We start from the raw sequence: 21755 nt of genomic DNA on the forward strand, positions 1-21755 counted from the left end.
AGTCTGCAAAACCCCGCCTCGGCGGGGTTTTCTTTTTTGTGCGTCAGTATTTTCTGTTTGATCGGGTTTCAACATATCCCGCTCCCACATTTACATCGTGGTGGCCTGTGGATGCATCACATCCTCAAGCAGTGTGCGCAACAACCCCAATGTTGCCTGCTGACGTTGCACATCGCGGCACACCAACCCCACCTTTAGCGGCACCCTCGGCTCACTCAGCGGTTTCCACAGTAGAGCCTTGTCGTCATGTTGCTGACGCGAGCGTCCCGGCAGTACGGTGGCCAGTTTGCTGTGAGGCAGGCTGTCGAGAATCCCGGCCATGGTGTTCAGCTCAGCCTGAACCTGCGGTCGTCGGCCCAGGTTGGCGAGCTGGGTTTGCCAGATCTGGCGTACCTGAAACTCTTCCCCCAGCAGCAACATCGGTAGTTCAGCGGCCTGACTCAGCGAGACTTTCTTGAATTCGCGCAATGGATGATCGGCAGGGATCACCAGTTGCAGTTCGTCTTCGTACAGCATCATCCCGTGCAGCCCCGGCTGTCGTGGCGGCAGGTAGCTGATACCGATGTCGAGTGAACCATTGAGCAGGCGTCGTTCGATCTCGATCCCGGTCAGTTCGTAAATCTGTACCACCAAGTGGGGTTGAGCCTGTCGTACTCGCTCAAGCATTTGCGGCACCAGGCTGGTATGCACGGTTTGCAGAACACCGATGGCAATAGTGCGCAGGGCCTGGCCCTGGAAGTTGTGCAGGGCCTCTTTGGCCCGCTGTAAACCGTCGAGCAGTGGCAATGCGTGGTTGTACAGCGTGTGCGCCGCCAGGGTGGGCAACAGTCGTTTGCTGCTGCGCTCAAAGAGGCTGACATCAAGCGTGTGTTCGAGCTGGCGAATCTGCTGCGACAAGGCTGGCTGCGAGATAGAAAGCCGCTCGGCAGCGCGTCCAACATGGCCTTCTTCATAGACCGCGACGAAATAACGCAGTTGCTTGAAATCCATAAGTTTTACTTATCGAAAATACTTAAAAAACGAAATGGCTCAACGGCCCGCAGGCGCCTAGTCTACGCCCATTCTAGAAGGCTCATCGAGCCTGAGATGCTGATTTGTAGCGGTGTTTTACATAGGCAAGGCAATAAACCCATCAAGAGGTTTACCTTCCGACTGAACTGCCAGTAGTTGCAAATCGAATCTGTTTATGGTCACAAGGTCCGCGTGCATGAACCTGTTTAACCTGCGTCGTCACTCCCCCAGCCTTGAAGAGATGGCTGCGCATTCTGCGCCGTCCATTTCTGGCAACCACCCTGCCCGTGAGTACCTGATGCCCTGCGTTGAGCGCGAAGCTCAAGTGTTTGTGCGGGGGCAGGGGTCGTGGATGTGGGACAGTGACAGCCGTGCGTATCTGGATTTCACCCAGGGCGGTGCGGCCAATAGCCTGGGCCACAGTCCGGCGGCTGTGGTCAAGGCGTTGGCCGATCAAGCTCAATCGTTGATGAATCCGGGGGCGGGCTTTTTAAACCGCGGGATGCTGAACCTGGCGCAGCGTTTGTGCGAAAGCACTGGCTGCGATCAGGTGCATTTACTCAATACCGGAGCTGAAGCCAACGAGGGCGCGATCAAGCTGGCGCGCAAATGGGGGCAACTGCATCGCGGTGGCGCCCATCGGATTATCACCGCCAGCCGCAGCTGTCACGGCCGCAGCTTTGGTGCGATGTCGGCCTCGGGCAGTGCGACGCTGGATAACCGTTTCGAGCCGCAATTGCCGGGCTTTATCAATGTGCCGTTTAACGATTTGCCCGCGTTGCATGCGGCGGTCGATGCACAGACCGTGGCCATCATGCTGGAGCCGGTGCAAAGCGAGGCCGGTGTGATCCCGGCGACCGAGCATTACCTCAAGGGTGTTGAGCGGTTGTGCCGCGAACTGGGAATTCTGCTGATCCTGGATGAAGTCCAGACCGGTATGGGGCGTTGCGGCACCTTGTTGGCGGAACAGAACTACGGCATTCGTGCCGACATCATCACTCTGGGCAAAGGCCTGGGCGGCGGTGTGCCACTGGCCGCGTTGCTGGCCAGGGGCAAGGCGTGCTGTCTGGAGCCTGGTGAGTTGGGTGGCACTCATCACGGCAACGCGCTGATGAGCGCCGCTGGTTTGGCGGTGCTCGACACGCTGCTGGAAAAAAGCTTTTTGCAACAAGTACGCGACACGGGGCAGCACCTGCGCGAGGGCTTGGGCCGGTTGGCCAATAGTTATGCACAGGGTGAATTGCGCGGACAGGGCTTGTTGTGGGGGCTGACCTTGTCGGATGACTCAGCAGAAGCGGTGGTCAAGGCTGCCCTGTACGAGGGTTTGCTGATCAGCGCGCCGCAGCCCGACTGCCTGCGCTTTACCCCGGCCCTGTGCGTGAGCAAAGGCAATGTCGATGAGATGTTGCTGCGTCTGGCCCGGGCATTTGCTCGGGTACGAACGGCGCAATTGCAGTGCCGTCGCGGGGTCGCCGTCTGATTGCCGCCGCCATACAGAATTTAAAGAACCGTCTCGCGGTATAACGCGTCGCCCTGTGCCTGATTCCTTCGGCACAGGGCGTTTTTTTTGGGTTGTGGATAAGTCTGAGTGAACCTTTGGTCCGCGCTCAGAGTCGATTAATGGCAGGGCTTGATTGAGCCCACCATTATTAGGGAGCTGACTGTATGGACCTTATTAAAATCATCTTCGCCATCCTGCTCCCGCCACTGGGCGTGTTTATGCAAGTGGGTTTTGCCGGGGCGTTCTGGCTGAATATTCTGCTGACCCTATGCGGTTACATCCCGGGGATCGTGCACGCGGTGTGGATTATCGCCAAGCGCTAATCTTTAAGACTGTAGATATCTGTAGCAGCTGCAGAAGGAACGAGGCTGCGTTCGACGATGCAATCGTCGCAAACCCGGTTAGCGCGATACATCTGTAACACCAAGGCTGACTGGTTTACGACTGCTGCGCAGCCGGACGTAGCCTCGTTCCTTCGGCAACTGCTACAAGTTATTCATCAGCTTGCATCACCTGGCTGTAAAACAACCATTCCTGCTCCAGCGCGTGGGCCTGATTGCTGGCTTTGCGAAAACCGTGGCGTTCGTCGGGGTAGTAATGCGCTTGGGCCGGGATGCCGTTGTCTTGCAGGGCCTGGAGCATGTCGCGGGTTTGTTGCGGCACCACGACGGCGTCCAGTTCGCCTTGGAAGAAAATCACCGGCACGCTGATCTGGCTGGCGAACAGCAATGGAGTACGCGCCGCGTAGCGTGCTGCGTCGCGCTCGGGATCGCCAATCAGCCAGTCCAGGTAGTCGCCTTCAAACTTGTGGGTAGCGCGCGTCAGTGCAATCGGGTCGCTGACGCCATACAGGCTGGCGCCTGCGCGGAACACCTGGTTGAACGCAAGTGCGCACAAGGTGGTGTAACCGCCCGCGCTACCGCCGCGAATAAATGCGTTGTCGGGATCAATCAGTCCCTGTTCGGCGAGATAACTGACAACTGAGCAGGCATCTTCGACATCCACCACTCCCCATTCCAGATGCAGGGCTTGGCGATATTCGCGGCCATAGCCGCTGCTGCCGCGATAGTTGAGGTCGGCCACGGCAAAGCCGCGCTGGGTCCAGTACTGAATACGCGGGTCGAGCATCGGGTAGCAGGCAGAAGTCGGTCCGCCGTGAATAAATACCAGCAATGGCGGTTTGCTTTCGCCGTGCATCGACGGGTAGAAAAACCCGTGAGCCTGGCCACCGCCCGAAGGATAGCGCAGGGTTTGCGGACGGCTGATGCGCTCGGGTGGCAACGGCGCCGCGCCACCGGCCAGCACGTCCACCTGGTGGTCGGCGCGGCGAATACGGACCACCGCTGAAGGGCGTACCGGTGATGCGGCGATGCAGTAAATAAACTCGTCATCCAGCGCCAGGCTGCGAAAATGACTGTAATCGCCGGTGAAGTCTTCAAGGTTACCGTCAGCCGAGCGGATGCCCAAATGTCCGAAACCGGCTTCGGTCCAACTGGCCAGATAGGTCTGTTCACCCAGGGGCAGCCAGGTACAGGTACCTAACTGCCAGGGAGCCGGGGCGTGATCGGCGCGAGCCCCGGGTGCGGGCACCAGGCCTTCGCCGGACTCAGCCCACGGCTGCCAGAAACCTGCACGGTCGGTCAGGCAATGCAGGCGGTTGTGTTCGTCGAAGCGCGGCTGTTGCAGCGATTCTTCGCCCAGATCACCGGCCAGACATTGCGCGGTATTCCAGAGACCTGCGTTTTGGCCTTCGCCCAGCATCAGGCGGGTCGATGTCCACGGCTGATGCGGGCGGCTCCACTCAACCCAGGCCAGGCGTTGGCCGTCAGGGCTCAGCGCGGGCGCTGCATAGAAGTCGGCACCTTCGGCCAATACCCGGCGCTCAAGGGTGCTGAGGTTGATGCTGACCAGTCGATGCTGATCAATATTCTCTTCGACGGCCAGCACCAGCCCGGCAGCAAACTGCAGGCCGCCGTAGCGGCATGTGCCTTGGGTCAGCGCTTGTGGGGCGGTGCCGTCCAGAGGTTGCAAGTACAGTTGCTGATCGGCTTCGTTGACGAACACCACGGCCTCATCGCTCAGGCAAAACGCGCCACCGCCGTACTCGTACACCCTGCTGCGTGCGCTGAAACCGCTGGGCGTCAGGCAGTGTGCCAGGCCATCGCGCCAGTGCCAGATGCGGGAGGCGGCGTCTTGTGGGCGATATTCATTCCAGAACAGGCCCTGTGGGCCGACTCGCAACTCTGCGAAATCGACCCCGGCGGCAACGGCGAGTGCGGCGCTGAATGGTTCAGCTTTTAGCGATGAGGCGCGAGTTTCGTTCATTTCGGAAGGCCAATTGTTCGATGGTCTGGGTGGCGTGCTCGGCTTCTTCGCGCGCCTTGAGAATCAGGTCGTGTTGTGGCGATTTGCTGCAGACCGGGTCGGCATTGCTGGCGTCTCCGGTGAGCATAAAGGCCTGGCAACGACAGCCGCCGAAGTCCTTTTCTTTCTCGTCGCACGAGCGGCAGGGCTCGGGCATCCAGTCATAACCGCGAAAACGGTTGAAGCCAAACGAGTCGTACCAGATGTGCTGCATGCTGTGGTCGCGCACATTGGGAAACTCGACCGGCATTTGCCGTGCACCATGACACGGCAGTGCCGTGCCGTCAGGTGTCACGGTCAAAAAGATGCTGCCCCAGCCGTTCATGCAGGCTTTGGGGCGCTCTTCGTAATAGTCCGGAGTGACGAAAATCAGCTTGCAGGGATGCCCTTCGGCTTCAAGCTTGGCCCGGTATTCATTGGTGATGCGCTCAGCCCGGACAAGCTGTTCCTTGGTCGGCAGCAGGCCAACGCGATTGAGCTGGGCCCAGCCGTAGAACTGGCAGGTGGCGAGCTCGACAAAGTCGGCCTCAAGGGCGATGCACAGCTCGATGATGCGGTCGATCTTGTCGATGTTGTGCCGGTGGGTGACGAAGTTCAGCACCATCGGATAGCCGTGGGCTTTTACGGCGCGGGCCATTTCGAGCTTTTGCGCGAAGGCCTTTTTCGAGCCCGCCAGCAGGTTGTTCACTTGCTCGTCGCTGGCCTGGAAACTGATCTGGATATGGTCCAGCCCGGCTTTTTTGAAATCGCTGATTTTTTGCTCGGTCAGGCCGATGCCCGAGGTGATCAGGTTGGTGTAGAAGCCAAGCGTGCGGGCCTCGCCGATCAGCTCTGCCAAGTCCTGACGCACCAGCGGCTCGCCACCGGAGAACCCAAGCTGAGCGGCGCCCATCTCCCGCGCTTCGCGAAAGACCTTGATCCACTGCTCAGTGCTTAGCTCTTTGCCTTGCTGGGCGAAGTCCAGCGGGTTGGAGCAATACGGGCATTGCAGCGGGCAACGATAGGTCAACTCGGCCAGCAGCCACAGCGGCAGGCCCACGTCGGGCTTGGGGGGCAACGGCATCAGGCGGTCAGGCGAGTTCGATCCAGTGCTCTGCACGAGCGACCTCCATAAATTGCTCGATGTCGGCACCGAGCTCAGGTACGCCGGGGAACTGTTTGTCCAGTTCACCAATAATGGCCGCGACATCGCGTTGGCCATCGATCAGGCCGCCGATCAGTGCGGCGCTTTCATTGAGTTTGATCATGCCTTCGGGGTATAGCAGCACATGGCCTTTTTGCGCGGGTTCGTACTGAAACCGGTAGCCGGTACGCCAGGTGGGGATTTTGCTGCGATCGAAGTTCATAAGGTGATTCCTTTATGCCAGACCCGTTCGCTGGTCACGCTGTGATAAGGCGGGCGGTCCAGTTCGTAGGCCATGGTCATGGCATCGAGCATGCTCCAAAGGATGTCGAGTTTGAACTGCAGAATTTCCAGCATGCGCTGCTGGCCCGCGTAGGTGGTGTAGTGCTGCAGGGTGATCGCCAGCCCGTGCTCCACGTCGCGTCGGGCCTGGCCCAGGCGAGTGCGGAAGTACTCATAGCCGGCCGGGTCGATCCACGGGTAATGCTGGGGCCAGCTGTCGAGTCGCGACTGGTGGATTTGCGGCGCGAACATCTCGGTCAGCGAGCTGCTGGCGGCTTCCTCCCAACTGGCGCGGCGGGCGAAGTTTACGTAAGCGTCCACCGCGAAGCGCACGCCGGGCAGTACCAGCTCCTGGGAGCGCAGTTGGTCCGGGTCCAGGCCGACTGCTTGGCCCAGGCGCAGCCAGGCTTCGATGCCGCCGTCTTCGCCGGGGGCGCCGTCGTGGTCGAGCAGGCGTTGAATCCATTCGCGACGTACTTCGCGATCCGGGCAGTTGGCCAGGATGGCGGCGTCCTTGAGCGGGATATTGACCTGATAGTAGAAGCGGTTGGCGACCCAGCCCTGAATCTGCTCGCGGGTCGCGCGGCCTTCGTACATTGCCACCTGATAGGGGTGGTAGATGTGGTAATAGGCGCCTTTGGCACGCAGGGCGGCCTCGAATTCGGCGGTTGAGAGTGGGACTTGGGTCATCGGGCGCCTCCAAAAAATGCTTTTGTAGCCGCTGCCGCAGGCTGCGATAAGGGTCGTAGACCCTTCATAACAACGAGGCCGCTAGGCAGCCATCGCAGCCTGCGGCAGCGGCTAAAAAGTTGGATGGTTCAATTACAACTCGATACTCATGCCATCAAAGGCCACTTCAACCCCCCGGCGCACCAGTTCGGCACGTTCGGCAGAGTCTTCGTCGAGGATCGGGTTGGTGTTGTTGATGTGAATAAGTACTTTGCGCTGCTCCGGCAGTTGCTCAAGCACGTCGAGCATGCCGCCGGGACCGTTTTGCGCCAGGTGGCCCATTTCGCGGCCGGTACGGGTGCCGACGCCACGGCGCTGCATTTCGTCGTCATCCCACATTGTGCCGTCCACCAGCAGGCAGTCGCTGCCGGCCATGATTTCGAGTAACGGCGCATCAACCTTGCCCAGTCCAGGCGCATAGAACAGCTTGCCACCGGTGCGCAGGTCTTCGACGATCAGGCCAATGTTGTCACCTGGGTGCGGGTCGAAACGGTGCGGCGAATAAGGCGGTGCTGCACTGCGCAATGGCAGCGGGCTGAAACGCAGGTTGGGGCAGGCCGGGATGGTGAACGAGCCTTCAAGCTCGATGCGGTTCCAGTTCAGGCCCCCGTTCCAGTGCTTGAGCATGGTGAACAGCGGGAAGCCGGTGCTCAGGTCTTCGTGGACCATATCAGTGCACCACACATCATGTGGGCAGCCTTCGCGCAGGCTGAGCAGACCAGTGGTGTGGTCGATCTGGCTGTCCATCAGGATGATCGCGCTGATCCCGGTATCACGCAGGGCGCGGCCCGGTTGCATCGGGGCGAAGCTTTGCAGCTGGGCGCGAATATCGGGCGAGGCGTTGCATAGAACCCAGTTCACGCCGTCATCGGAAATCGCAATGGAGGACTGGGTGCGGGCGGTGGCGCGCAGGCTGCCATCACGAAAACCCGAGCAGTTGACGCAATTGCAGTTCCACTGCGGGAATCCGCCGCCAGCGGCGGAACCTAGAATCTGGACGAACATGAGGTGTTCTCTTGCGAAGCTGAAAATAAAAACGCCCCGGCGAACCGAGGCGTTGGGTTGCCCTGCTTGGCTCTTTTATTCAAGAGGCAGGCAGATCAACGGCTTGCGAAGTACATGGTGACTTCAAAGCCAATTCGCAGATCGGTGTAAGCGGGTTTAGTCCAAGCCATTAGGTGACTCCTTCAGCGGGTGGGTGAATGGGTGTCTCTTGATTAGTCCAGCTCCCTAAGGAGTTGTTCAAAAGCTTAGGGAGCAATATTACTAAATTTAACTGTTTTTGAACGCCCAATGTCGGAGAAAGCTAATTACAGGGTTGGTAACGATCAGCTTCTCCCTTGATAAAACGTTTCAGTTGGTGGACTTGTTGCAAGACACAGCCAGCGGCTGGCGGGCGAGTTAATTTGCTCGGCAGCTTTCAGTGTAGTGCCTGTATCCATCGTCATAAGTGCAGTGTAGAGACCCGTCAGGTAATCCGACGGGTGGCCTGCCAGCTTTGCTTGCCATACCAATTCACTGGCTTGAAGCACGCCCAGGGCCTCGGTCGAGAATTGTTGTGCCAAGGCTGAGCGGGTCTGTGTGAAAGTTGTTTCATCCAGTGCCGAGATCAGACTCGGCAAATTGGCGAGGAAATTCTGGATGTGCTCAAGGATTTGCGCCGTAGATGCGTGGGGCGATTGCACGCCGAACAGCAGGCCGGTTTGGCCATTGATTTGGCGCAGGCCACTGAATACCGCATAACCCAATTGCAGCTCGACTCGCAGGCGTTGGTAGAACGGGGTTTGCGCCACTTGGGCGAGCAGGCGCCAGGCGGCTTCGTCAGCCAGTGTTGCTGCTGGAACGGTGCAAAACAGGATGAGTGCCTGTTCACTTGAATCGCAGTTTTCGGTGTGCCAATGGCGTTGGGTCTGCGGTTCAGAGTGCTGTACAAGCTGCGCATCCGGAGTACCGGGGACCTTATTCAGTACGGGTGTGATCAGGGCGTGCGTGGCGGCTGGCAGCCCTACCGCCAGCCCGTCCCAACGTGCCTGGCCCCAGCAGTGTTGCAGGTCGCTGACGGCAGACCCGCTAACGGGCTGGCATAGCTCGGGCAGGCGCTCAAGCAGTTGGCGAATCGGCATCAAGGGTGCGGCAGGTGGCGTGTAGCTTGGCTGTTCATTTGCAGGCGCGCTGAGTGTGCGCAACGCGTGTTCCAGAATGGCGGGCATCGGCTCATGGAAACCGTGCATTTTAAGTAGCCAGTCATTACCCGCGCCAGTGAGCGAAAGTTCGACCCCAGCCTCGCGAGCATCAAGTACAAGCGAGCGCAGGCTGGTTTGCAGCGCTCTCAGCAGGCTGATGGCAGGGGCTGCGGACAACCGCCAGCGCAGGTAAATCGCGGCCTCGCCGTTATGGCCGGGGATAGCCGTGCTGAAACTCATGGCGGACACGTCACGGCGACTGCGCAAACGATCCTGCGCAAAGGTTCGCAAGCCTCGGTGAGCGCTGGTTTGTCCGCGAATCAGACCGGCATTGAGCGGTTCTTTCGCCGCGTGCAGAAACGGATTGGGCGCAGGCAGTTGCCAGTCATATTGCGATGACGGCATTGCGCTTGGCTGCATCTGTTCCAGTACTGTCTTGAGGGTAGATGTGTCCTGGTCTGACAGGCCGGGTGTGCGATCCTCACAATCGCTGCGGGCCAGTTCCAGTGCACTGCTGACATCTTGCTGGCGCTGTTGCAGTAGGCGGAACTCGTCACGCAGCGCTGGCCAATCCTGTTGTGCGCTGAAAAACGCCAGCCAGTCATGGAAAGTGTCGCGGATTTGCGAGGCACGTTGAGCAATGTCGGTAGCGGCAGTGAACTCAACGTGCAGCAGGGCCTGGCCATTGAAGCGATAGAGCGGCGTGGCCTTCAGGATGTCGATCAGTTGCTGCTGGCGCAAGTGTGCGAGGAGACCGCCGGTTTTGTCGGTATTGATCCAGTGGCACAGAAACTCCAGGGCTTTAGCGCACGCGAGCGGCAACTGTTCGAGGGCGAACATCAGGTTCAGGCGAGGGCCGTCGATGTGTTGATAGTGCGGTTCGGTGCTGGCCATCAGGGTCGGTGCACTGGCCTGTTGAACGCGGTCGCCGCGCAGCAGTGCGGCGCTATAGCGTTCAGCCAGGGCAATCAGGTCTTGCGCTGATTGCGGGCCGGTCAGGCTCAAGGTCATTTGCCCGGTCTGATAGTACTGCTGGTAAAAGTCCTTTAGAGCCTGCTGAAAACTCGCACGCGGTACTGGCAAGCTATACCGGTTGCCCGCATGGAACGCCCGTAACGGGTGAGCCGGGTTCAGGGGCTGGAAAAGTTTCATCTCGCGCTGTGCCGAAGTCTCACGGGCCCAGGCAATAAATTCGGCATGTAGCACTTCACGTTCGCGTAGTTGTTCATCCAGATTCATGCGCGGGTGGGCGAGCATGTCGCACAAGCGCTCAACACCGCCATCAAAGGCTGCGGTCGGCAGTTCGAAAAAGAAGTCGGTGTGTCGTTCGCAGGTTTTGGCATTCACTTGGCCGCCGTGGCGCTGCACGTAAGCCATCAGGCTGTCTGGTGCCGGGAAGCGCTCGGTGCCCAAAAACAGCAAGTGCTCCAGAAAGTGTGCCAGGCCGGGCCAGGCTGCGGGCACGTCGTGACTGCCTGCGGCAACCCGTAAAACGGCCGCGCAGCGCTTAAGGCGCGGCTCATGGCGCACGCAAAGAGTCAGACCGGATTTACAGGTCAAACGTTGGGTGTGAGGGTGGTTCAGCGCAGGCATGGGCACTTCCGGAACAGAGAAGCGCTCATGCTAGCGGATTTAGCGCGTGCTCAGCTCGCGATAAAGCTCGGGGCGACGGTCTGCCAGGTAGAAATTTCCAGTTTTGGCATCCAGCAACTGTTGGCGTTCCAGGGTGGCGGTTATCAGGGCTTCGTCTTGTTGGGCCAGCGCAACTTGCAAGCCGTTGGGTGCGGCGATACTGCTTTGGCCGCAGTAATGAATGCTGCCTTCGCGCCCGCAATAGTTGGCGTAGGCCACATAGCATTGGTTCTCGAAGGCTCGGCAACGCACAGTGACATCGGCAATAAAGTCGTACGGCGCCATGTTGGCGGTAGGTACCACGATCAGTTCGGCTCCGGCCAAGGCCAGGCGGCGGGTGTTTTCCGGGAACTCGATGTCGTAGCAAATCAGCAGGCCAAGCTTCCAGCCATTGAGTTCGAAAACCGGGAAGGCGTCGGGGCCTTTGGTGAACATCGAATGGTCGAGCTCGCCGAACAGGTGGGTTTTACGGTAATTGCACAGGCTTTTGCCGTGGGCATCAATCAACTGCACGCTGTTGTAGATATGCCCGTTTTCGCCGCGCTCGGGGTAGCCATACACAATTGCCATGCCAGTGGCTTTGGCCAGTTCGGCGATCTGCCGTGCTGCTTCGCCGTCGTTGGCTTGCGCAAGTCTGGTCACCGCCTGCACGCCGATGTTGTAGCCGGTGAGGAACATTTCGGGTAAGACCAGCAGGTCGACGTCCTTGCTTCGCCGGGCAATTTCACTCAAGCGTTGCAGGTTGCCCGCGACATCCAGCGGTAGAGGCGGGCATTGGTAAAGGGCGACGCGCATGGGGCTCTCCTGTTAATCAACGCTGTAGCCGCTGTCGCAGGCTGCGATGGAGACCGCAGGGCTGGTTTTTTAAAGCCAAGGTCCTGCGGCCCTTTTCGCAGCCTGCGGCAGCGGCTACAGGTGGTGTTTATCAATCCGGCAAGGCAATCGGGCCGATTTCGTGGAACACATCCCCCGGGCCAGGGTTCTCGGCAGGGGTGCTGCCGCCGAAGTGGGTCATGATGCCCCATACCGCGTTCAATGAGGTCTGTACCGCACCTTCAACCCAGGCCGGAGTCCACGATACGTCATCGCCGGCAATGAAAATACCGCGTTGTTCAGCCGGCATTTCCTGTTGCATGAAGTGCGAGTACATCCGCTGGTTATAGCGGTAATGTCCGGGCAAGGCACCCTTGAACGCGCCAAGAAAGTGCGGGTCTGCTTCCCACGATACGGTGATCGGATCGCCGATGATGCGGCTGGCGATATCCACTTTCGGGTAAATCTTTTTCAGCGAGTCGAGGGCCAGCTTCACGCGTTTTTCGACAGGGTGCGGGAGCATTTTCAGCGCATCGCTCATCCATGAGTACGATAGGCAAATCACCCCCGGTTTGTCGTCGCCGTTGTCGAACAGGTAAGTCCCACGAGTCAGGCGGTCGGTGAGGGTCATGCTCATCAGGTCGCGGCCGGTTTCCGGGTCTTTGTCTTTCCAGAACGGGCGGTCGACCATGACGAAGGTTTTCGATGATTGCATGTAGCGCGTGCGGTCCAGCGCCATCCACACCTTCTGTGAGAACAACGACTCTTCGCAATCGATCTGAGTGGTCAGCAGCCAGCTTTGGCAGGTGACCAGTACGGCCTCATAAGGGCGCGTGACACCGAGAATGTCGGTAACAGAAAACAGCCCGTCTGGCGTACGAGAAATAGCTTTGACCCCGGTACGTGGTGCGCCGTGGTGCAGCGAACTGAGACTGGTGCCAGCAGGCCAATGGGCGCAACGCTCGGGGGCGTGGCGCCAGATCCCTAGCGGCACTTGTTCGACACCGCCGACGACAAGATGTTGATGGTCGTCGCAGTTGGTCATCACCACGCGGAAGATTTCGAGCATCGAGTTGGGGAAGTCCGAGTCCCAACCACCGGTGCCGAAGCCAACCTGGCCAAACACTTCACGGTGCTGGAACGAGAGCTTGGCGAAGGCCTTGGACGTGGCTACAAAGTCGTAGAACGTGCGGTCGTCCCACAGCGGAACCAGCGTATCCCACAGCTCTTTAAGGCGGGGCACGTCACGGTCACGGATAGCTTGCTGGATATCGCCAAAGCGCGAGCCTTCTTCCAGAGCGTCAGCCCAAGCGTCGGCTACTTCCTGGAACAGTGCAGGCAGATCCGCCAGTTTTTGTGCGTAGAAGGTTTGGCCTTCGAGGTCGATCACGGTACTGCCCGAAGCGGGCGTCAGCGGGTTGGGAAAGGGTTTGGTCTCCAGCCCCAGCTTGTCGACGTAGTGGTAAAACGCCGTGGAGGACACCGGGAAGCGCATTCCGCCCAGCTCGGCGATCACCCCTTCGCTGCCTTCAAAGGCTTGCGAGCGCAACCGTCCGCCCATTTTCGAGGCTTCATAGACTACGGGTTTGAGGCCCAGCTTCATCAGTTCATAAGCGGCCACCATCCCGGCCATCCCGGCGCCGACAATCGCCACCTCAGAGCCCAGCTTGTCAGCCGGAATGCTGCCCAGGCCCGCGGGGTGTTCGATCCAGTCATCGAAGGCAAACGGAAAGTCCGGGCCGAAGATGGTGATGGGCTTTTTTCCGTCGATAGGGTGGCGATTATTCTTGTTCATGGCTGACCTTGCTGGCGACCCAAGCATTACCTTGAGTATAGGAAAAGACAGGCACCATGATAGGGAGCGTAGAAGACGTTAATAAGACGCAAATTGTCGTCGTTATGGCTTTTGTTTAGTCGATGTGACGAACTTGGCGCTCAAAATGACTTATCCACGATCTACTTTGCTGCTGAGGATGATTGAAGTGGTGGTTTTCTCGACGCCTTCGACGCTACCGATCTGATCGAGCAATTGATCCAGTTGCTCGGGAGAGTCACTACGCAGCCAGGCCACGTAATCGAATTCGCCACTGACCGCGCACAGTTGCTGCACCTGGGCCATTGCGCTCAAGCGCCGTACCACCTCTTTGCCGGAGCGTGGCTGCACGGTAATCCCGACATAGGCCTGCAAGCCGCCATCAATCAGGCGCTGCCCCAAGCGAACCCCGTAGCCAGTAATTACCCCGGTTTTCTCCAGCCGCGCCAGCCGTGACGTCACGGTGGTGCGCGCAATCCCCAACTGGCGTGCCAGCATCGCCACGCTTTCACGGGCATTGAGCTGCAAGGACGCGATCAGTTGACGGTCGATTTCGTCCAGTGCGGGAGGGCGGGTGTCAGGCACGAGGAGGCTCCAGAAACACGAAAGCCGCGCAGTGCGCGGCTTTGAGTATGGTGGGCCCAGTAGGACTCGAACCTACGACCAAGGGATTATGAGTCCCCTGCTCTAACCAACTGAGCTATAGGCCCTCAGTAGGTCGCGGATTATAGCGACGGTTTCTCGGTAGTGCTATCCGAAAAATCTGAAATAGAGCTGCGAAGGAAGGTCGCTGCGAATTTTTCGGGAAGTAACGGGGGGCTGACGAGGTCACCCTGGATCAGTTCGCAGCCTGCCTGCGTCAGGAATGCTTGTTGCTCCCGGGTTTCAACACCGTCGGCAATGATGGTGAAGTGCATGCTGTGCCCCAGTGCAATGATGGCGTGTACGATCGCGGCATCATGGGTGTCGTCGGGGAGGCCGTGTACAAATGAAGGGTCGATTTTCAACGTGTCCAGCGGCAAACGCTTGAGGTAGCTGAGGGATGAGTTTCCGGTGCCGAAGTTGTCGATGGACAGTTTTACGCCCAGTTCCTCGAGTCGATGCAGGGCTTCAAAAGCTTGTTCTGTCTGACCCGTGATGAAGGTTTCGGTGATCTTCAGCTTCAGGCTGTCGGGTTTGAGCTCGCAGGTTTCTAGCAGTTGCCGGATGTGCTCCATTAGCCCCGGTTGGTACAGTTGAGCGCTGGCGAGGTTGACTGAAATCGGTCCAAAGGGTTTGTACAGCTGATTCCATGAATGCAGTTGCTGGCATGCACGCTCGAGCATCCAGTCCCCAATTTGTATGATCATTCCGTTTTCTTCGGCCAGATGAATCAAGCGCTCGTGCGAGATTTCACCGAGTAGTGGGTGGTTCCAGTACAACAGTGCTTCAGCACCGGCCAGAGTGTGGTCGCGCAGACGGATTTTTGGCTGATATCGCAGTGACACCTGGCCGCGTTCAAGGGAGCGGCGCAGTTCTTGCCCCAGCAAAATCCGTGCACTGGCTTGGGAGTTCAGATCGTGGCTGTAGCGTTCTACGCGGTTACGCCCTTTGAGTTTGGAGTGGTACATCGCGATATCGGCATTTTTGACGAGTGTAGCCACGTCGCTGCCATCATCCGGGTAGACGCTGGTGCCGATGCTGGCGCTGATAAATAGCTCGTGTTCGCCTGCGAGGAAGGGCGCGTTAAAACTGGCCAGCAATTTCTCGGCAACCATCTGTGCATCGTCCGGCTGTTTGAGGCCTGGCAGCAGGATGATGAATTCATCGCCGCCCAAGCGGGCAACCGTATCTATGTCGCGAAGTTGTTCTTTCAGGCGGATGGCGATGCATTTTAATAAAAGATCGCCTACCGGGTGGCCGAGGCTGTCATTGATGTTTTTGAAGCGATCAAGGTCCAGAAACAATACGGCGCTGTATTGGCCATTACGACGCTGATTGGCGAGCACCTGGCGCAGCCTGTTTTCGAACAGTAAACGGTTGGGCAGGTTGGTCAGTGGATCATGGTGTACCTGGTGATCAAGGCGTGCCTGGGCATGTTTGAGGGTGGATATATCAGAGAAAACGGCGACAAAGTGGGTGACCAGATTATCGCTGTCGCGCACCGCGCTAATGGTCATCCAGTTGGGGTAGATTTCGCCATTTTTGCGTTTGTTGCTGATCTCCCCCTGCCAGTTGCCACCGGTCGAGAGCTGGTACCACATGGCAGTAAAGAATGCGCTGTCGTGTTGGCCGGAAGCCAGGATGCGCGGGGTGCGACCCAGGACTTCACTCTCGCTGTAACCGGTGATTTCGGTGAAAGCCCGGTTCACTGCGGTGATTTTTTGTTGGGGGTCGGTAAAAACGATGCCTTCTGCCGTGCTGTCAAATACGGTGGCCGTTTGCAGCAGTTTTTCCTGCATCTGGTGGCGTTCGGTGATATCGCGGGCGATGGTCAGTATGCAGTTTTCGGTTCCGATCATCAGTGGGCAACTGGATATTTCACAGAGCCGAATTCGTCCGTCCTTGTGGCGAATATTGCATTTGAAATCACGCACAAAGCCATCTTTCTCCAAACGTGTCAGCAGTTCGAGGCGTTGTTGCAGATCGGCCCACAGTTGCAGCTCCAGTGTCGAGTGAAGCAGGGCACTGGCACTGTCATAGCCGCTGAGGTGGCAAAACCCTTCATTTATCTCGATCAGCAGGCCATCGCTTTGTCGACTCAATACCAGGCCATCAGGCGATGCATGAAATGCCTTGGCAAATTTTTCCTCGGAGAGGCGCAAGGCCTCTTCGATCTGTTTGGTCTCGCTGATGTTGATCATCAGGCCGCGCAGTAGGGCCTGTTGATGGTGGGTTGTGATGCTGGCAATGTCGCGTAGCCACAGGATGTTGCCGTCAGCGGTAATCACGCGATAGTCAATGCTGTGGTCGTGGCCTGCACTGATTTCCCTGGCGCGACAGGCCTTGGTGCGGGCCAGGTCGTCGGGGTGCAAAATCTTGTTCCAGAACCCAGGGCTTACCCAGTCTGCGATCGGGTAGCCGAGCAAGGCTTCGGCCTGGGGCGAGACGTAGGTGTAGGTATCGCCATCCAGAGGCGCTTCCCATGCGATAGCTGAAAGACTTTCTATCATGCCCCTGTAGTGATATTCGCTGCTGCGCAGTTCCTGTTCGAGCGCCGTCCGCCGTGAGATTTCGGAGCTCAGGCGGCGGTTGATGCGGATGACCACGAGCAGAACGATGAGCAATAGTAGCGCGCCGGGAAGGACATACAGCAGCAAGGGTCGCCACAGTGCTCGATAGTCAGTGGTGTCGCCGGTCCAGTGCTGCTGAAGGCTTTCGGCTTCACTTGGGCTTATGTCGGCCAGTACTTTGTCGAGCAGTCCAAGCAAGACCGTCTGACTTTTCGGAACGGCCATGGCCAATTGAAAGCGATAAGGTGTTTCCCCGCTGACGTAGAGGCCATCGAGCTTGAGCTGACGCAAACTCCAGACGCTTGAAGCCAGATCGCCGACCATGGCGTCCACTTGGTCGGTGGCCAGTGCCTGAAGCGCCGAGCTGACGTTGGGCAGTGCGACTATGTTCAGGTCCGGGTGTTGAGTGCGCAGCAGTTCGTGGGGGGCGTAGTTCTCGACTACGCCTACTCTGAGGCCATATAGCTCTTCAAGGTCTTTCGGGGCAGCGCCTCCCTTGTGGGCCAGGATGACGATGGGGAAGTCCAGGTACGAGCGGGTAAACGCAAGGCGTTTCTGGCGCTCAGGGGTCGACATGACGCCGGGCAGCCAGTCGATGCGCCCTTCTTTAGCCTGCTCTAATACTTCACCCCAGTTCGAGGCTTTAACCGGTTTGGTGGTGACCCCCAGCCGGTTTTTAATCAGGCGCACATAGTCGGCAGCCAAGCCGGTATAGACACCCTCATGGTTAAGGAACTCGAATGGCGGCCACGTGGTATCGATGCCGAGGAGCAGTTCAGGATGATTTTTAAGCCACTGCTGTTCTTCATCGGTGAACGTCAGGGCACAGGTGCCGGAGGTCCAGGCGACAAGCGACAGAAGCAGGATGGGCAGCAAGCGTGACATGCGCGTCCCTTCAGTGCGCTTGGATGCATGCAGTGTAGTCGGGCAATTGCGGGGGTGGGGGCAGGAGGTTTTTTAGCTATAAAGCAAAACCCCCGGCAGGGCCGGGGGTTTTGTTATCACTCGTCGAGGAAGGAGCGCAAATGCTCGCTTCTCGTCGGGTGGCGCAGCTTGCGCAGCGCCTTGGCTTCGATCTGACGAATACGCTCACGGGTAACGTCGAACTGCTTACCAACCTCCTCAAGGGTGTGGTCGGTATTCATGTCGATACCGAAACGCATGCGCAGTACTTTGGCTTCACGTGCCGTGAGGCCGCCGAGTACGTCGCGTGTCGCTTCTTTAAGGCTCTCAACGGTAGCAACATCGATTGGCGACTGCATGGTCGAGTCTTCGATGAAGTCACCCAGATGGGAGTCTTCGTCATCACCGATCGGGGTTTCCATGGAGATCGGCTCTTTAGCGATCTTCAATACCTTGCGGATTTTATCCTCAGGCATTTCCATGCGTTCGCCCAGCTCTTCCGGGGTCGGTTCGCGACCCATTTCCTGCAACATCTGGCGGGAAATACGGTTGAGCTTGTTGATCGTCTCGATCATGTGCACCGGAATACGGATGGTGCGGGCCTGGTCGGCGATCGAGCGAGTGATCGCCTGACGGATCCACCAGGTGGCATAAGTCGAGAATTTGTAGCCGCGGCGGTATTCAAACTTGTCTACCGCTTTCATCAAGCCGATGTTGCCTTCCTGGATCAGATCGAGGAACTGCAAGCCACGGTTGGTGTACTTCTTGGCGATGGAGATCACCAGACGCAAGTTGGCTTCAACCATCTCTTTCTTCGCGCGGCGGGCCTTGGCCTCACCGATCGACATGCGACGGTTGATGTCCTTGATCTCGGCAATCTTCAAGCCGGTCTCGGCTTCCAGAGCAGACAGCTTTTGCTGGCAACGGATGATGTCCGGTTGCAGGCGACCAATGGCTTCAGCGTATTTGCTTTTGCCTTTGGCCAGCGCATCGCTCCAGCTTTCGTCGACTTCGTTGCCCGGGAACAGGCGCAGGAAATCGGTACGCGGCATGCGTGCATCACGTACACACAGCTGCATGATGGCGCGCTCTTGTGCACGCAGACGCTCCAAGGCGCTGCGAACACGCTCAACCAGGCCTTCGAATTGCTTCGGGACCAGTTTGATCGGCATGAACAGCTCAGCCAGTGCAACCAGCTCGGCAATTGCCTGCTTGCTGCCACGACCGTGCTTTTTCAGTGCCTTGCGAGCGAGTTCCATCTGATCTGAAACAGCGCCAAAACGCTGAGCCGCGATGATCGGATCGGGGCCGCTTTCGACCTCTTCCTCTTCCTCGGCAGCTTCTTCCTTATCGTCCTCTTCGTCATCACCTTCGGCTTTCACCTTGGGGTCGACAGGAGGCGGCACTTCGGCTGCGGGTGGTGCAATACCGTCGTCCGGGTCGATATAACCGCTCAGAACGTCGGACAGGCGACCACCTTCGGTGGTGACGCGAGTGTACTCGGAGAGAATATGGTCAACCGTGCCAGGGAAGTGCGCAATTGCGCCCATCACTTCACGGATGCCTTCTTCGATACGCTTGGCGATTTCGATTTCGCCTTCACGTGTCAGCAGTTCTACCGTGCCCATTTCACGCATATACATGCGCACTGGGTCGGTAGTACGACCAATGTCGGTCTCTACTGCCGCCAACGCTGCAGCCGCTTCTTCAGCCGCTGCTTCGTCGGTGTCGGCATCGGCCAACATAAGGGCGTCCGCATCCGGAGCACTCTCGTGTACGGGGATCCCCATGTCATTAATCATGCGGATGATGTCTTCCACTTGCTCCGGATCTGAAATATCTTCGGGCAGGTGGTCGTTGACCTCTGCGTAAGTCAGATACTTCTGCTCACGGCCGAGGGTGATCAACTCTTTGATACGAGACTGCTGTTGCGCTTTTCCGGACATAACACCCTATCCACTGAAGGTCTTGGCGGGCAAAAAACAAGCCGAGGATTATACCTTAGCTATGACCTCACGCGCCAGTTGAGGTCGGGTTCGATGCAGGATTATTGCGACTTAAAAGGTCGCGTAACTGATTTTTTTCCTCGGTACTTAGCTCGCCTTGACGTGCTTTTCGAAGAAGTTGCTCTAGATTTCGCTCGCGTTGACGAGCTGACAGGCTAGTTATGGTGTCAAAAAATTGTTGTTCAAGGTTGTCAGCATCAATTAGCCATTCCTTTTCCAGCAGTCTTTGCAGTAAACGGCCCTGTTCGGTGCCGTGCCAGCGGGACAGTAGCTGTATAGAGCTTAGCTTAGGATTTTTCTGTACGGCCTCTACCAGAGCAATCAAAAGCTGATTATTAGTCTGGTCTTCAGCTGCAAAGTGCCCGGCATCTTCAACTTTCTTGGCCAGTTGCGGGTGGTGCAGCAAAGTCCGCAGAGCTGTCAGTGTAGGCGGTTCAACGCCCACGGGGATCCAGGCCTGCTCGCGTTCGCCGCCACGCTTGCCTTTTTTGTCCCAGGGTTTGTTTTCCCACTTTTTGCCGCCAGCGCCAGGCTTTTTCGGGGTCCATTCCTGTTGGGGGATGTACATGTCCGGTTGCTGGAAGTCGCTGTAGTCGGGCATCGCATCGTAATCAATGCCTGGGTCGTACGCGGGTTGTGCCTGGGCCTTGGCGGGCGCGCTTTGCGCCAGCTGGCTGACTGTTTCGCTGGTAAGGCCGGTGATTTCGCTCAGGCGCTGACGCATCAGGGTGCGCAGGTTGGCGCCCGGAACTTTGTCGATCAGCGGTGCGGCCAGCGTGGCCATATGGGCCTTGCCTTCAAGTGAGCGCGGGTCGGCTTCTTCGGTCAGTTGCTGGAAGAAGTAATCGGCCAGCGGTTGTGCGTGCTGGTTGATGCGGGCCTTGAAGGCGTCGGTGCCTTCTGAGCGCACCAGGGTGTCTGGATCTTCGCCTTCAGGCAAAAACAGGAAGCGCGCGCGCCGTCCATCCTGCAGGCAGGGCAATGTGGCTTCGAGTGCGCGCCAGGCGGCATTGCGGCCTGCCTGGTCGCCGTCAAAGCAGAACAAGACACTGGGCACCACGCGAAACAGGCGTTTCATGTGCTCTTCGCTGGTGGCGGTGCCCAGTGTTGCGACGGCATTGCGCAAGCCTTGCTGGGCCAGGGCGATAACGTCCATATAGCCCTCGACCACGATGATTTCGTCGAGGCTACGATTGAATTTACGCGCTTCGAACAGCCCGTACAGCTCCTGGCCTTTATGAAAGACCGGAGTTTCCGGGGAGTTCAGGTATTTGGGCTTGTCGTCACCCAGCACTCGACCACCAAAGGCGATGATGCGGCCGCGACTGTCGCGGATCGGAAACATCACGCGATCGCGAAAGCGGTCGTAGCGTTTGCCGGTCTCGGCGTTTTCCACCAGCAGGCCAGCATCGATCATGGCTTTTTGCTGAAGGGTGTCGCTGCTCAAGTGCTTGTACAGGTTGTCCCAGCCTGGCGGTGCGAAACCCAGGCCGAAGTCGCGGGCGATCTCGCCGGTCAGGCCGCGGCCCTTCAGGTATTCCACGGCTGCTTTGCGTGCCGGATGGCTTTTTAAGGCCTGGCGGTAAAAGTCGGCTGCCGCAGTCAGAAGTGGGTACAGCGGAGAGTCGGTCGGTTGCCGTGGTTTGTGTGGGCGACCGCTTTCTTCTCGAGGGATTTCCATGCCGGCGGCTTTGGCCAGTTCTTCGACAGCCTGGGGGAAGTCCAGGTTGTCGTGGTCCATGATGAAGCCGAGGGCGTTACCGCCTGCGCCGCAACCAAAGCAGTAATAGAACTGCTTGTCGGGGCTGACGCTGAAAGACGGAGTTTTTTCTTTATGGAAGGGGCAGCAGGCAGTGTAGTTCTTGCCGGCTTTCTTCATTTGCACGCGCGAGCTAACGACATCGACGATATCGGTACGGTTCAGAAGGTCGTCAATAAAGCTCTGGGGGATTAACCCGGCCATGGCGTTCTCGTCATCACTGCGCAGAATTGGGTCCGTCTAAAGGGCTTGGTCATCGTGCGTGCAGGCGAAAGCTCTGCTCGATCGTGGGACGTCTGCTCAATTATTTCGGGGAAGTGTATCTGTCGAAACCCGCTCAACTCATTTTAATCAGAGTCGATGGGATCGATAAGTGTCACGCTCTGAGTCCGGCGCTGACCAATGGTTGGTCTCGGATAGCTCA

Annotated in this window: 16 protein-coding genes and 1 tRNA gene; 2 read left to right on the plus strand and 15 right to left on the minus strand. The window is 58.2% G+C overall.

All coding sequences use genetic code 11. The features are described from left to right. Positions 1-90: 90 nt before the first annotated feature. Positions 91-990 carry a LysR family transcriptional regulator gene (locus U5A05_RS02345; protein WP_261740676.1) on the minus strand — a complete coding sequence of 300 codons (900 nt, stop codon included), beginning with the start codon at positions 988-990 and terminating at the stop codon, positions 91-93. 217 nt (positions 991-1207) lie between these two features. On the opposite strand from U5A05_RS02345, the gene U5A05_RS02350 reads away from it, so the two are divergent. Together U5A05_RS02350 and U5A05_RS02355 are read left to right on the plus strand one after the other, a co-directional pair. Continuing rightward, positions 1208-2491, plus strand: a complete 1284-nt coding sequence (locus U5A05_RS02350; RefSeq protein ID WP_321835514.1) for an aspartate aminotransferase family protein — start codon at positions 1208-1210, stop codon at positions 2489-2491. Between the two features lie 185 nt (positions 2492-2676). Continuing rightward, positions 2677-2835 (plus strand): YqaE/Pmp3 family membrane protein, encoded by a 159-nt coding sequence (locus U5A05_RS02355; protein ID WP_004419451.1) that lies wholly within the window; start codon positions 2677-2679, stop codon positions 2833-2835. 169 nt (positions 2836-3004) lie between these two features. Here U5A05_RS02355 and U5A05_RS02360 read toward each other — a convergent pair whose 3' ends face one another. From U5A05_RS02360 to dnaG, 14 genes are all read right to left on the minus strand, one after another. After that, entirely contained in the window at positions 3005-4837 is a 1833-nt protein-coding gene (locus U5A05_RS02360) for a S9 family peptidase (RefSeq protein ID WP_321835517.1), read from the minus strand. Beyond that, positions 4803-5939, minus strand: coding sequence for a pyrroloquinoline quinone biosynthesis protein PqqE (gene pqqE, locus U5A05_RS02365; protein ID WP_321836483.1), 1137 nt, complete (start codon positions 5937-5939; stop codon positions 4803-4805). Before pqqE ends, U5A05_RS02360 begins: the two co-directional genes overlap by 35 nt. A 7-nt stretch (positions 5940-5946) precedes the next feature. After that, complete coding sequence (gene pqqD / locus U5A05_RS02370; protein ID WP_261740679.1) at positions 5947-6222, minus strand: pyrroloquinoline quinone biosynthesis peptide chaperone PqqD; 276 nt, start codon at positions 6220-6222, stop codon at positions 5947-5949. Next, the gene (gene pqqC, locus U5A05_RS02375) at positions 6219-6971 is read right to left on the minus strand and encodes a pyrroloquinoline-quinone synthase PqqC (RefSeq protein ID WP_261740680.1); all 753 of its coding nucleotides are present in this window, start codon (positions 6969-6971) and stop codon (positions 6219-6221) included. Before pqqC ends, pqqD begins: the two co-directional genes overlap by 4 nt. Positions 6972-7103: 132 nt before the next feature. After that, complete coding sequence (pqqB, locus tag U5A05_RS02380; protein ID WP_321835520.1) at positions 7104-8015, minus strand: pyrroloquinoline quinone biosynthesis protein PqqB; 912 nt, start codon at positions 8013-8015, stop codon at positions 7104-7106. Positions 8016-8110: 95 nt separating this feature from the next. Beyond that, positions 8111-8185 (minus strand): pyrroloquinoline quinone precursor peptide PqqA, encoded by a 75-nt coding sequence (gene pqqA, locus U5A05_RS02385; RefSeq protein WP_003444522.1) that lies wholly within the window; start codon positions 8183-8185, stop codon positions 8111-8113. 153 nt (positions 8186-8338) lie between these two features. After that, positions 8339-10786, minus strand: coding sequence for a pyrroloquinoline quinone biosynthesis protein PqqF (gene pqqF / locus U5A05_RS02390; protein WP_321835522.1), 2448 nt, complete (start codon positions 10784-10786; stop codon positions 8339-8341). Positions 10787-10825: 39 nt separating this feature from the next. Continuing rightward, on the minus strand, positions 10826-11620 hold the full coding sequence (locus U5A05_RS02395; RefSeq protein ID WP_261740683.1) for a carbon-nitrogen hydrolase family protein: 795 nt from the start codon (positions 11618-11620) through the stop codon (positions 10826-10828). 130 nt (positions 11621-11750) lie between these two features. Continuing rightward, the gene (locus U5A05_RS02400) at positions 11751-13433 is read right to left on the minus strand and encodes a flavin monoamine oxidase family protein (protein ID WP_261740684.1); all 1683 of its coding nucleotides are present in this window, start codon (positions 13431-13433) and stop codon (positions 11751-11753) included. A gap of 150 nt (positions 13434-13583) precedes the next feature. Next, positions 13584-14036 carry an Lrp/AsnC family transcriptional regulator gene (locus U5A05_RS02405; protein ID WP_261740685.1) on the minus strand — a complete coding sequence of 151 codons (453 nt, stop codon included), beginning with the start codon at positions 14034-14036 and terminating at the stop codon, positions 13584-13586. 48 nt (positions 14037-14084) lie between these two features. Continuing rightward, positions 14085-14161: transfer RNA gene (locus U5A05_RS02410), tRNA-Ile, on the minus strand. Positions 14162-14176: 15 nt separating this feature from the next. Continuing rightward, positions 14177-17548: a bifunctional diguanylate cyclase/phosphodiesterase gene (locus U5A05_RS02415; RefSeq protein WP_321835525.1), complete on the minus strand. Its 3372-nt coding sequence runs from the start codon at positions 17546-17548 to the stop codon at positions 14177-14179. 116 nt (positions 17549-17664) lie between these two features. Next, positions 17665-19512, minus strand: coding sequence for an RNA polymerase sigma factor RpoD (rpoD, locus tag U5A05_RS02420; RefSeq protein WP_261740687.1), 1848 nt, complete (start codon positions 19510-19512; stop codon positions 17665-17667). Between the two features lie 67 nt (positions 19513-19579). Then, the gene (gene dnaG / locus U5A05_RS02425) at positions 19580-21535 is read right to left on the minus strand and encodes a DNA primase (protein WP_261740688.1); all 1956 of its coding nucleotides are present in this window, start codon (positions 21533-21535) and stop codon (positions 19580-19582) included. Between the last annotated feature and the right edge of the window lie 220 nt (positions 21536-21755).

Source organism: Pseudomonas kulmbachensis (assembly GCF_963681935.1).
In the GTDB taxonomy this organism is placed as follows: Bacteria; Pseudomonadota; Gammaproteobacteria; order Pseudomonadales; family Pseudomonadaceae; genus Aquipseudomonas; species Aquipseudomonas kulmbachensis.

Excerpts from the sequence above, each read along its gene's own strand:
- U5A05_RS02350 (WP_321835514.1), top strand. The coding sequence starts at position 1,208 with ATGAACCTGTTTAACCTGCGTCGTCACTCCCCCAGCCTTGAAGAGATG.
- pqqF (WP_321835522.1), bottom strand. The coding sequence starts at position 10,786 with ATGCCTGCGCTGAACCACCCTCACACCCAACGTTTGACCTGTAAATCC.
- rpoD (WP_261740687.1), bottom strand. The coding sequence starts at position 19,512 with ATGTCCGGAAAAGCGCAACAGCAGTCTCGTATCAAAGAGTTGATCACC.
- U5A05_RS02345 (WP_261740676.1), bottom strand. The coding sequence starts at position 990 with ATGGATTTCAAGCAACTGCGTTATTTCGTCGCGGTCTATGAAGAAGGC.
- U5A05_RS02400 (WP_261740684.1), bottom strand. The coding sequence starts at position 13,433 with ATGAACAAGAATAATCGCCACCCTATCGACGGAAAAAAGCCCATCACC.
- U5A05_RS02395 (WP_261740683.1), bottom strand. The coding sequence starts at position 11,620 with ATGCGCGTCGCCCTTTACCAATGCCCGCCTCTACCGCTGGATGTCGCG.
- dnaG (WP_261740688.1), bottom strand. The coding sequence starts at position 21,535 with ATGGCCGGGTTAATCCCCCAGAGCTTTATTGACGACCTTCTGAACCGT.
- pqqC (WP_261740680.1), bottom strand. The coding sequence starts at position 6,971 with ATGACCCAAGTCCCACTCTCAACCGCCGAATTCGAGGCCGCCCTGCGT.
- pqqD (WP_261740679.1), bottom strand. The coding sequence starts at position 6,222 with ATGAACTTCGATCGCAGCAAAATCCCCACCTGGCGTACCGGCTACCGG.
- U5A05_RS02355 (WP_004419451.1), top strand. The coding sequence starts at position 2,677 with ATGGACCTTATTAAAATCATCTTCGCCATCCTGCTCCCGCCACTGGGC.
- pqqE (WP_321836483.1), bottom strand. The coding sequence starts at position 5,939 with ATGCCGTTGCCCCCCAAGCCCGACGTGGGCCTGCCGCTGTGGCTGCTG.
- pqqB (WP_321835520.1), bottom strand. The coding sequence starts at position 8,015 with ATGTTCGTCCAGATTCTAGGTTCCGCCGCTGGCGGCGGATTCCCGCAG.
- U5A05_RS02360 (WP_321835517.1), bottom strand. The coding sequence starts at position 4,837 with ATGAACGAAACTCGCGCCTCATCGCTAAAAGCTGAACCATTCAGCGCC.
- U5A05_RS02415 (WP_321835525.1), bottom strand. The coding sequence starts at position 17,548 with ATGTCACGCTTGCTGCCCATCCTGCTTCTGTCGCTTGTCGCCTGGACC.